The following is an 11150-nucleotide window of genomic DNA, read 5'->3' on the forward strand; positions in this document are numbered from 1 at the left end:
AGTATGCGTGTATTCAAACTGTTAACCATTGCTCTATTGAGCATGATCACCCTGCCCTCATTCGCTCAGGTTTCCTTCGGGCAACCGGAGTCGATCAACCAAGGCTGGTTATTTCAATTAGGAGATTTGGAAGATTTCACGAAAGCTGATCGCCAACGTTGGCAAAAAGTCGATCTTCCGCACGACTGGAGTGTGAAAGGACTATTGAGTCCTACCTTGGCCAGCGCTACGGGCTATCTTCCCGGCGGCATTGGCTGGTACCACAAATCGCTAACCATCCCTCAAGAGAAACAGGGAGAGAAGGTGTATCTCTATTTTGAAGGAGTCTATAACCGTAGCGAAGTGTTCCTGAATGGCCATTCATTGGGGAAACGTCCCAATGGATATATCTCCTTTATGTATGATGCAACTCCTTATATTGAATATGGGAAAGAGAATGTGATCGATGTACGGGTGGACCATAGCCAGTCGGCTGACTCGCGCTGGTATACCGGTTCGGGTATCTACCGCAACGTATGGCTGGTCTATGCCAATCCGGTACATATCGGACAATGGGGCGTATTCGCCTATCCGGAGGTAAAGAAAAATCAGGGAACGCTTCATATCGAGGTGGAGATCAATAACGAGACATCGGCCAACGCCAACCTGACGATCGTCAACGAACTCCTCTCTCCCGAAGGCAAGAGTGTAGGAAATAATACGAAGAAACTGAACGCGACAGCCGGTCAGTCGAAAATAACGACCGCCATCAAGGTAAGCCGTCCCGCTTTGTGGAATTTGGAGAACCCGGTGCTTTATACCTTGAAGACAACCGTATTGTCCGACGGGAAAGTGATTGACGAAACATCTACCCGTACCGGTTTACGCACCTTCACGTTCGATCCCGACAAGGGCTTTGCCCTGAATGGCGAGTGGATGAAGATGAAGGGTGTGTGTATTCACCATGATGCTGGTGTCTTGGGTGCGGCCGTACCGCTCGATGTGTGGAAGCGCCGTCTACTCATATTGAAAGAAATCGGATGTAATGCCATACGCACCAGCCACAATCCGCAAGCTCCTGAGCTTTATGACCTATGCGATGAGTTAGGGCTGTTGGTACTGAATGAGGCCTTCGACGAATGGGAGTTCCCGAAACGCAAATGGCTCGAAGGATGGAACGTAGGCACCCCAGGATTCCAAGGCTCCTATGACTTCTTCGAGAAATGGGGCGAGAAAGACCTGGAAGATATGGTACGCCGCGATCGCAACCACGTGTCGGTTTTTGCCTGGAGCATTGGCAATGAGGTGGATTACCCCAACGATCCCTATTCGCATCCAGTGTTGGGAGGCGACCGTGCAGGCTTCACACAGGCTTCGTATGGTGGATACAATCCCGACGCGCCGGATGCGATGCGCCTGGGCGCTATTGCCAAACGCCTGGTTGCCGTCGTGAAGAAGTTTGATCCTTCCCGTGTTACAACAGCCGGACTCGCCGGTGTAGCTATGTCGAACCAAACAGAATATCCCGGCGCCTTGGATATCGCCGGCTATAACTATACGGAAAGCAAATACGCGGAAGATCATAAGACCTATCCGAAGCGCGTTATCTATGGCAGTGAGAACGGTCAGGGCTTTGACGCCTGGAAAGCCGTGAGAGATAATGAATACATCTTCGGGCAGTTCCTTTGGACAGGACTCGACTACCTGGGTGAAGCCGGCCGTTGGCCTTCCCGCGGGTTGAATACCGGGATGGTGAACTTTGCCGGATTTATCAAACCCAGAGGCTATTTCCGCCAATCGCTATGGTCGGATAAACCCATGGCTTACCTGGGCACCTACCTGAATATGCCTCCCCCCTCCCGCCCCGGCTTTGGAGGTGACAGACGGGAGAGACCGCCCTCCATGGATGCGCCATCTGTCTGGAATTATGAAGACGGGCAACCGATTCGCGTGGTTTGTTATACCAATGCCGCCAAGGCACAATTGATGCTGAACGGAAAGAAAATCGGTGCACCAAAAGCATACGACGACAAGACAGGCATTATCTATTGGGATCTCCCCTATGAAAAAGGGAAACTGGAAGTGATTGGACTGAACGAAAGCGATCAGGAGATTTCGCGTTACGCTATTCAATCGTCCGAACAGCCCTATGCCCTCACTGTTGAGAGCGTCTTGAAGAGCGAATGCGAAAACGGCTTGGCACAGGTGATCCTGCAGGTGGTCGATGAGAAAGGAATTCCTGTGGTATTATCCGACAACGAGGTGACCTGCCGCATTGAAGGCCCGGCGAAGTTATTAGGATTGGAAGCAGGCAACAACAGCGATATGAGCAACTATACCGATAACGCGCACCGCGTTTACCAGGGTCGTCTCCTGGCTTATATCCAACCCACCGGCGAAGCGGGCAGCATCAAAGTACGCTTCACCTCTCCCTGGTTGAAACCGGCGGAAGTGGTTATTCGTTAGCTCTCTTTTAGCTGCTGTTTTTTATGACATCAAAGCCCTTAAGTCTTTAAAGAACTTAAGGGCTTTAATCTTTCTTACCGACACGCTTACTCCAAGGTGTCGGTTTTTTATGTATGTTTGCCTAATAACACCAAAAAACAGAAGACAATGGAAAAGACGTATGGCCATGTATTAGCAGGCTTATTTGTAGCTGTAGGGATTATCGTCCTGGGATTCTCGTTGAAATCGGGCATCAAAGGCTTTATTCAAAAAGAAAGAGTGGTCTCGGTAAAAGGACTGGCCGAGAAAGAGGTTGAAGCAGATCGGGTGATCTGGCCCTTGAGTTATAAGGATATTGGCGATAACCTCTCCGTATTGTATAATCATATGGAAAAGAAGAACAATACGATTATCAGCTTCCTGAAGGCAAATGGTATCGAGGAGAGTGAGATCACGGTTGCGGCTCCGGAGATTATCGATATGCAGGCAGAAAGATATGGGAACAACAATGTGCCCTATCGCTATAATGTAACTTCCGTCCTGACAGTCACCTCTTCCAAGGTCAATTTGGTGCGTAAACTAATGACCTCACAAAGTGATCTATTGAAAGAAGGTATCGCCATCAGCGGAGGAGACTACCGCTATACGACCCAGTTCCTCTTCACAAAACTGAACGATGTCAAACCGGGCATGATCGAGGAGGCAACGAAGAACGCGCGGGCAACGGCGCAAAAATTCGCGGAAGACTCGGATAGTAAATTAGGCAAGATACGCTCAGCAACTCAGGGGCAGTTCTCGATCAGCGACCGCGATGCCAACACCCCTTACATCAAAAACATACGGGTAGTCACTACCATCGACTACTACCTAAATGACTGATAATAGTGATTAGTGTATAGTGTATAGTGTATAGTGTATAGTGATTAGTGGTTAGTGATTAGTAGCCATTACTATCCACTAATCACTAATCACTAATCACTAATCACTAACCACTATACACTAACCACTATACACTAATTAATCGCCTTGCGGATCGTATCGACGTAATCCAGTTTTTCCCAAGTAAACAGTTCCACGCGGCGGATAATGGGCTCCGGCAGATAACGGGAGGTGAACACCTTGGTCACTGTTTCCGGCTGGCGTCCCATATGCCCATAGGCGGCTGTTTCCAGGTAGATCGGATTGCGCAGCTGCAGGCGCTCTTCGATAGCTTTCGGACGCATATCGAATATCTCCTGAATCAGGGTAGCAATCTCACCATCGGTCATATTCACCTTCGCACGTCCGTAGGTGTTGACAAAGATATTCATCGGTTGCGCTACGCCAATAGCATAAGAGACCTGTACCAGCATCTCATCGGCCACACCGGCAGCCACCATATTCTTGGCGATATGACGAGCCGCGTATGCAGCCGAACGGTCTACCTTCGAAGGGTCTTTGCCCGAGAAGGCGCCACCGCCGTGAGAGGCTTTTCCACCATAGGTGTCGACAATGATCTTACGGCCAGTCAGTCCGGTGTCGCCATGCGGGCCACCAATCACAAATTTACCGGTCGGGTTCACATAATACTTGATCGAATCATTGAACAACGCCTGTACATGCTCGGGATATAATGCCTTTACACGCGGTACGAGAATCGCTTTCACATCTTCTTCGATCTGCTGCTGCATGGCTTTGTCGGCCTCTTCTTGCGACATATCGATAGCTTCCACAAACTCATCATGCTGCGTAGAGACCACAATGGTATCAATGCGAAGCGGTGTGCCGTTGTCGCTGTACTCGATTGTCACCTGTGCCTTGGCGTCGGGACGCAGATAGGGCATCAGTTCCGGTGTTTTCTTACGGATATCAGCCAACTCTTTTAACAGGCTGTGTGAGAGGTCTAATGCCAGAGGCATGTAGTTTGCCGTTTCAACGGTTGCGTATCCAAACATCATGCCCTGGTCGCCCGCGCCCTGATCCATCGGGTCTTCGCGCTCAACACCCCGGTTGATGTCACCGCTTTGTTCGTGAATGGCCGACAATACACCGCATGATTTGGCTTCAAACTGGTACTCGCTTTTGGTGTAACCAATCTGTTCGATCACCGAACGTACTACATCCTGCACATCCACGTATGCGCTTGATTTTACTTCTCCTGCCACTACAACCTGCCCAGTCGTAACAAGTGTTTCGCAAGCTACTTTCGAGTTCTCGTCATACGCCAAAAACTCGTCAAGCAAAGCATCCGATATCTGATCGGCTACTTTATCGGGGTGTCCTTCAGACACCGATTCGGAGGTAAATAAATAACTCATTACTCTAAATAATTATATGTTTAGTAATGAATTGACCAGAGGAGGGAAAGGATTGCCGAACGGCAGAAAGCGAAAAGGTTGTTTTAGCATTTTTTCCTGTGGTTGCAAGCAATACAAATCTATCCACGTCAATTCAGGGGGCAAAGATACAAAAAAAGAAGTTATAGAAGTTAAAGAAGTTAAAGAAGTTAAAGAAGTTAAAGGTTGACAAACCTCTATGACTTCTTACTTCTTTAACTTCTTACTTCTTTAACTTCTTACTTCTTTAACTTCTTGCTTCTTAACTTCTTGACTTCTATGACTTCTATGACTTCTCAAAAAATCAATACCCAAACAGATCCTCTTTGGTCAGTTTGCGGATCGGGCCGTATGTTGCCAATGATTTCAGATCCAGGTCTTTCTCATCGCCCAAGACACAATAGGTATATTTGCGATCTTTCACCCATTTCTGCTGGAAGGCTTTCACCTGATCCAGGGTCATGGTCTGCGCCTCGTCGTAGAGTTGCTTGCGCCCGTCGTGATCCAGCCCCAGGTCTTCCGAGTAGATATACGACCAGAGGATATCCGATTTGGTTACCCGTTCGGTACGCATACGTGTGATCAGTGATTCTTTCGCCAGCGAGAAGGCTTGTTCTGATTCCGGCATATTATTGATAATATCATCAAAGGCCTTCATCGCATCGATCATCTTATCATTTTGCGTAGCAATAAATGCACGGTAGATATACGAATACTTCTCTTTAGAAGGTGCATTCAGGTAGGCACTAGATGAATAGGCTAATCCGCGGGCTTCACGCATTTCCTGGAAAACAATCGCGTTCATACCACCACTGAAATATTCATTATACATAGTAAGTATGGGGTATATGGTCCAATCAAAGGCCTCTCCCCGGTTTGATATGGCGGAATAATAGATCTGCGACGCGTCATACTGTGCCAGCAGAACCGTGTTATCGGTTATCGTAGCCTGCTTGAATTCTTTCCCTACCGGTATCGGTTCAAAGGTATCAGGCACCTTATGATACTTCTCGATAGTCGCAATCAGCTCTTGGGGTTTCTCCGGGCCATAATAAAGCACTCTATGCTTATATGTATTAATATTATGGATACGATCAACCAACTGTGCCGGATTCATATTCTGCAATTCCGCGTTGCTTAGCACATTCTTCGCAGGAGAATCGGGGCCCCATATAGCATATTGGGTCAACATACTGAAGTTCTGACTCTGATTCAATTTGGCATTGGTTCGACGTTTCTGTATATCGGCCGCCAGATTAGCGTAGGCCTCTTGATTCACCTGCGCATCGGCCAGCAGTTCTTCAAAGAGCTGCATGGCTTCCGGCATCTTTTCTGCCAATCCTTCCAGGGTGACATAGGTACGTTCGCTTCCGGGGCTAACGCCAAAATAGCAGGCCAACTTATAGAATTCTTCATTAATCTGCTGCAGGCTCTTGGTTGAAGTGCCCAGGTATTTCATGTATTCGAAGGCTACTCCCATCGCTTTGTCGTTGTTGTTGCCCATATCGAACACATAAAGCAGGGAGAAGATATCGTTGGTTTCGTTCTGTTTGTAAAGCACTTCGATACCATTCTTTGTTTGCAGTTTCTGCATATCCTTCTCAAAATCGACAAACACCGGTTCGATCGGTTTCACTTCGGAAGCCTGGATCTCCGCCAGGAAAGGGCTGGTTTTATCACGATTAGTTTCGATCGGAGTGATTGATGGCTTTTCAATCTTTGTTTCGTTCGGGTCTTTTCCCTGACGTTTGTAGATCACCACGTAGTTATCACCAAAATATTTATTAGCAAACGCCACAATGTCCTGTTTGGTGATCTTATTTAAACGATCCATGCGTTCCACCTGGTTTTTCCAGGGGGTACCATTGATAAAGGAGCTGACAAACAAGTCAGCACGTGCGCTGTTATACTCCAGGCGCGACATCTCCGTCAGTTTGTAGTTGTTGATGATAGCCTCCAACAGCTCTTCACTAAACTCCCCTTTCTTCAGTTTGTCGATCTCTGCCAGAAGAAGATCTTTCACCTCATCCAGGGTCTGTCCGCTTTTGGGGCGTCCGTTCAATATAAAGGAGGCATGATCCGCCATGGTCCAGCCACTGGCGTATGAGCTCAATACTTTCTGCTGCTGGGTAATGTTGACATCCATCAAGCCCGCTTTTCCGTTATACAGAATACTACGCGTCAATCCCATCAGATCATTTTCAGGGCTTGCAGCTCCCGGCGTACGCCATCCGATATTTACATTTTCAGCATCCAGACCAAATACCTCCCGCACGATCACCTCTTTGATGGGCGATGGGTGGATCGCCGGTTGAGCCGGCAGGCTTTCGTTGGGTTGCATATCGCCGAAGTAGGTATCTATCAGACGGATCATCTCTTCCGGATTGAAGTCACCCGAGAGACAGATCGCCATATTATTAGGCACATACCAGGTCTTATAATAATTCTTGATATTGGTGATCGATGGGTTTTTCAGATGTTCCTGCGTTCCCAATACGGTCTGCAAGCCATAGGGATGATCGGGGAAAAGAGTAGCCAATATAGCTTCGTTCACCTTGCGGCCATCGTTCGTAAGCGACATATTCTTCTCTTCGTAAACCGTTTCCAGTTCGGTATGGAATCCGCGGATCACATTGTTCTTAAAGCGATCGGCCTGTATCTTTGCCCAGTTCTCCACCTGGTTGGCAGGTATATCCTCCTGGTAGACCGTCTCATCAAACGAGGTGTAGGCATTCGTCCCGTCGGCACCAATCGCCGCCATCAGTTTGTCGTATTCATTGGGAATCGACAATTTGGAGGCCTCGTACGAGACACTGTCGATCTGTGCGTAGATCGCTTTGCGTTCCGCCTCATCGGTGGTCTTGCGATAGACTTCAAAAAGGCGTTCGATTTCATTCAACAAAGGCTCTTCCTGTTCGTAGTTTTGTGTTCCGAACTGCTGGGTACCTTTAAACATCAGGTGCTCAAAATAGTGTGCCAATCCGGTTGTTTCTGCCGGGTCGTTCTTCCCTCCCACTCTTACCGCGATGTAGGTCTGGATTCGTGGTGCCTCTTTATTCACTGTCATGTAGACCTTCAAGCCATTATCCAACGTGTAGATACGCGCCTTCATCGGGTCGTTCGGTACTGTCTCGTATTTATACGGTGAGCTCTCCTGGCAAGCCGTCAGCATACCCATGATAACAGCCAGCGCGATTAACAAAAAAGAATTTCGCATAATATTTTAGTATTAGGGATTTATGGGGTCAAATATAGAATTTATTTTACGAAAAGATCGAAAAACCTTTCTGTTTTTCTACTTGCCGAACAGGTGACGCATGAAGTCTACCGGCGCCAGATAGATCATACGCGGCCCGACATAACGCATCACCCGGCGCACCTTTTCCCGCATCACCGGTTTGTAGCAATGAACCGGACAATCCTTACAGGCTGTTTTCTCTTCACCAAACGGGCAGCGGTCGAGCCGTTGGTGGGTATAGGCGATCAGCTCTTCACATCCCGGGCAAAGCGATTCGTTTTTCTCCTTCTTCCGGCAATAGATCCGCACCATTCGTTCAATGGTAACCTTTTCTCTTTCTATGCGTGATTGTTTCATGGAATCACTTGTTTTGTAGCGGACAAAGATACGAAAATGTCAAGAAGTTAAGAAGTTAAAGAAGTTAGAGAAGTTAAAGGAGTTAAGAAGCGTTGGGCAAAGCCGCGTAGCGGCGATCTGTATACAGCCCCGTGTGTAAGCACGGGGGGGGGTAAGAGGTAAAATAAAAAAGGTGCCGCGTAGCGGTACAATATTTAGAATCTGTAATATAGCACCACGACGTGGCGCAGCCCATGTGTCCCTTACAAACCCCGCGCTTACACACGGGGCTGTATACAGATCGCCGCTACGCGGCTTTGCTTCAAACGATTAACAATTTTGACTACCAAGAAGCGAAGCGACTGAACACCTATAAAAAAAGAGTTGCTTCCCTGCGGAAGCAACTCTTTTTTGTAGGTATTCAATCATTCTTGATTTATTCTATAATGATAGGTTTGTATTTCGGAACCAAAGATTTCATCACCATCCAACCGATCAGGTAAGCCACGGCACAAACGCAGAAGATAATGAAATAGCCCGCCGGTTTGCCCTGGAATCCCATAAAGGTCATCTGCACTTCGTCGGCATACACAAACAAGCTACCCGCGCTCTTTTGCATAATCATAGAGCCGATACCACCCGCCATACCGCCGATACCCGTGATAGAAGCAATGGCTGATTTAGGGAACATATCACCTACCGTTGAGAAGATATTGGCAGACCAGGCTTGGTGAGCCGAGCAACCGATGGCAATCAGAATCACCGGAATCCAAGCAGCATGTTTACCCCAATCGGCAAAATACATACCCAATGGCTGTGCAAACAATACCAACAGCGGGAAGAAAGCAAAAATTAACATCGCTTTCATACGAGCCGCATAGGGATTGCTACCGCTACGCTGGATAAAGATTGTAGGCAATTTACCTCCGTAGATAGATAATACGGTCACAATGGCATAAAGCGTAAAGATCAATGCCATACCCAAACCTTCCGAGGTCTTGATATTAAACTGCGTATTCAAATAGGTAGGTGTCCAGAACAGGAAGAACCACCATACCCCGTCGGTCATGAATTTACCGAAAGCAAAAGCCCAGGTTTGTTTGTAAGAGAAACATTTCCAGAAAGGTATCTTTTTCTCTTCTTTCTCTTGAACAGCCTCTTCCGCTGTCAGGTCGTTTTTGTCCTGTTCGATGTATTCGATCTCGGCTTCGTTGACAAACTTGCTCTTGCGAGGCGCGTCATACAGGAATACCCAGAAAGCCATCCAGATGAAACCCAGGGCACCAATCACAATGAATGCCATTTCCCAGCCAAAATGTTTCGCCAGGATAGGAATTGTCAACGGAGCAGCCAATGCGCCGATAGAGGCACCTGAGTTAAAGATAGAAGTCGCGAAAGCGCGGTCTTTCTTCGGGAAATATTCTGCTGTCACCTTAATAGCGGCAGGGAAGTTTCCGGCTTCACCCAACGCCAACACACAACGGGCGGCAATGAAGCAGTACATACTAACGGTTGAGATCACCACGGCCACCTGACCTGTAGCCTGCGCCAGTTCAGCAGCAGAGCTTAGTCCTACATATTGTTCGGTGACAATACCGCAAAGCGCATGCATACAAGCACCTGCCGACCATACGCCGATCGCCCACAAGAAGCCTTTTTTGCTGCCCATCCAGTCAACAAAACGACCGGCAAACAACATACAGATGGCATAGACAATGGAGAAAATCGCGTTAATGTTCCCGAAGTGTTCTTCGTTCCAATGAAACTCGGGCTTGATAAACTCATCCCAAGTCAACGAAAGTACCTGGCGATCCAGGTAGTTGATGGTAGTCGCAAAAAAGAGCATAGCGCAAATGGTCCAACGGAAATTGGTCATCTTGCCTTGTGCGTTTTTAATGTTACTCATGATAAAATATGAATTAAGTTAATAACAGTTTCGCAATTCAGGGGAACAAATATAGACTATTTTTCTACTATTTCACGGATGATCTAACATTTTTTGATAAAATATGTGCGCACACACCACGGATAATCAAGGCGAGCAGCAGTAAATAGCCCCTAAATGTTATTTTATCTTTCGACAAGATGATCCCTATTCGTAGTTTTAGTATCTTGCCCACCGTTAAAAACTAAATCACATGAAAACAGAAAAAGAGAAAATGCTGGCCGGTGAATATTATGATGCCAGCGACGAAACGCTGATGACCCGCTGGCATTTTGCCAAGAAATTGATGAAAGAATTCAACCAGGCCGATACGACCGACAACCGGAAACTCAACAACCTATTAGAGATGTTGCTGGGTTCGAAAGGCGAGAACCTATGGATCTCGGCTCCCTTCTTTGTCGATTATGGCGAGAATATCCATATCGGAAACAACTGCGAGATCAATATGAACTGCGTTTTCCTGGATTGTAACAAGATTACGATCGGTGATAATTGCGGCTTCGGCCCCAATGTGCAGATTTATGCCGTAAGCCATCCGGTCGACCCCGTGGAGCGCCTGGCGGGTCAACGGGGCGGGGTTTTCTCGACCTGGAAAATCATGTCGGCACCGGTCACGATCGGCAACAATGTCTGGGTTGGCGGCGGATCGGTGATCCTGGCAGGCGTAACCATCGGCGATAATACGACCATCGGAGCCGGAAGCGTCGTCACCAAATCCATCCCCGCCAACTGCCTGGCCGTCGGCAATCCCTGTAAGGTGATACGACAGTGGTAACAGACCCTTTTTTTCGAGAAATATCAAAATACAAAGTGTAAGCAAAAACGCCATTTTGCCTTACAATATGATACGTTAAAAAGTGTTACTCGCCTGACTAATTTTAAATACCCCTAC

General features: G+C 47.6%; 8 protein-coding genes. 4 read left to right on the forward strand and 4 right to left on the reverse strand.

Annotation, left to right across the window (positions count from 1 at the left end; translation table 11 throughout):
* Positions 1–3 precede the first annotated feature (3 nt).
* Entirely contained in the window at positions 4–2445 is a 2442-nt protein-coding gene (locus M2134_RS13190; protein WP_280751854.1) for a sugar-binding domain-containing protein, read from the forward strand.
* Between the two features lie 147 nt (positions 2446–2592).
* Complete coding sequence (locus M2134_RS13195; protein WP_280751855.1) at positions 2593–3303, forward strand: SIMPL domain-containing protein; 711 nt, start codon at positions 2593–2595, stop codon at positions 3301–3303.
* A 134-nt stretch (positions 3304–3437) separates the two neighbouring features.
* Here M2134_RS13195 and metK read toward each other — a convergent pair whose 3' ends face one another.
* A complete protein-coding gene (metK, locus tag M2134_RS13200; RefSeq protein WP_280751856.1) occupies positions 3438–4721 on the reverse strand; it encodes a methionine adenosyltransferase in 1284 nt (427 codons plus the stop codon).
* Positions 4722–4737: 16 nt separating this feature from the next.
* Here metK and M2134_RS13205 point away from each other — a divergent pair, with 16 nt between their 5' ends.
* Positions 4738–4929 (forward strand): hypothetical protein, encoded by a 192-nt coding sequence (locus tag M2134_RS13205; RefSeq protein ID WP_280751857.1) that lies wholly within the window; start codon positions 4738–4740, stop codon positions 4927–4929.
* 114 nt (positions 4930–5043) lie between these two features.
* On the opposite strand, the gene M2134_RS13210 is transcribed toward M2134_RS13205, so the two are convergent.
* From M2134_RS13210 to M2134_RS13220, 3 genes are all read right to left on the reverse strand, one after another.
* Positions 5044–7917 carry a M16 family metallopeptidase gene (locus M2134_RS13210; protein WP_280751903.1) on the reverse strand — a complete coding sequence of 958 codons (2874 nt, stop codon included), beginning with the start codon at positions 7915–7917 and terminating at the stop codon, positions 5044–5046.
* Positions 7918–8034: 117 nt separating this feature from the next.
* On the reverse strand, positions 8035–8334 hold the full coding sequence (locus M2134_RS13215) for a nitrous oxide-stimulated promoter family protein (protein ID WP_280751858.1): 300 nt from the start codon (positions 8332–8334) through the stop codon (positions 8035–8037).
* A gap of 415 nt (positions 8335–8749) precedes the next feature.
* Positions 8750–10219: an MFS transporter gene (locus M2134_RS13220; protein WP_280751859.1), complete on the reverse strand. Its 1470-nt coding sequence runs from the start codon at positions 10217–10219 to the stop codon at positions 8750–8752.
* 232 nt (positions 10220–10451) lie between these two features.
* Between M2134_RS13220 and M2134_RS13225 the strand changes: the two genes are divergently transcribed.
* Positions 10452–11033: a sugar O-acetyltransferase gene (locus M2134_RS13225; RefSeq protein ID WP_280751860.1), complete on the forward strand. Its 582-nt coding sequence runs from the start codon at positions 10452–10454 to the stop codon at positions 11031–11033.
* Positions 11034–11150: the final 117 nt, after the last annotated feature.

Source organism: Parabacteroides sp. PM6-13 (genome assembly GCF_029892605.1).
Classification (GTDB): domain Bacteria; phylum Bacteroidota; class Bacteroidia; order Bacteroidales; family Tannerellaceae; genus QVMG01.

Bases quoted from the DNA above. Each gene is read 5' to 3' on its own strand.
- M2134_RS13190 (WP_280751854.1), top strand. From the start codon at position 4: ATGCGTGTATTCAAACTGTTAACCATTGCTCTATTGAGCATGATCACC.
- M2134_RS13195 (WP_280751855.1), top strand. From the start codon at position 2,593: ATGGAAAAGACGTATGGCCATGTATTAGCAGGCTTATTTGTAGCTGTA.
- metK (WP_280751856.1), bottom strand. From the start codon at position 4,721: ATGAGTTATTTATTTACCTCCGAATCGGTGTCTGAAGGACACCCCGAT.
- M2134_RS13205 (WP_280751857.1), top strand. From the start codon at position 4,738: ATGTTTAGTAATGAATTGACCAGAGGAGGGAAAGGATTGCCGAACGGC.
- M2134_RS13210 (WP_280751903.1), bottom strand. From the start codon at position 7,917: ATGGGTATGCTGACGGCTTGCCAGGAGAGCTCACCGTATAAATACGAG.
- M2134_RS13215 (WP_280751858.1), bottom strand. From the start codon at position 8,334: ATGAAACAATCACGCATAGAAAGAGAAAAGGTTACCATTGAACGAATG.
- M2134_RS13220 (WP_280751859.1), bottom strand. From the start codon at position 10,219: ATGAGTAACATTAAAAACGCACAAGGCAAGATGACCAATTTCCGTTGG.
- M2134_RS13225 (WP_280751860.1), top strand. From the start codon at position 10,452: ATGAAAACAGAAAAAGAGAAAATGCTGGCCGGTGAATATTATGATGCC.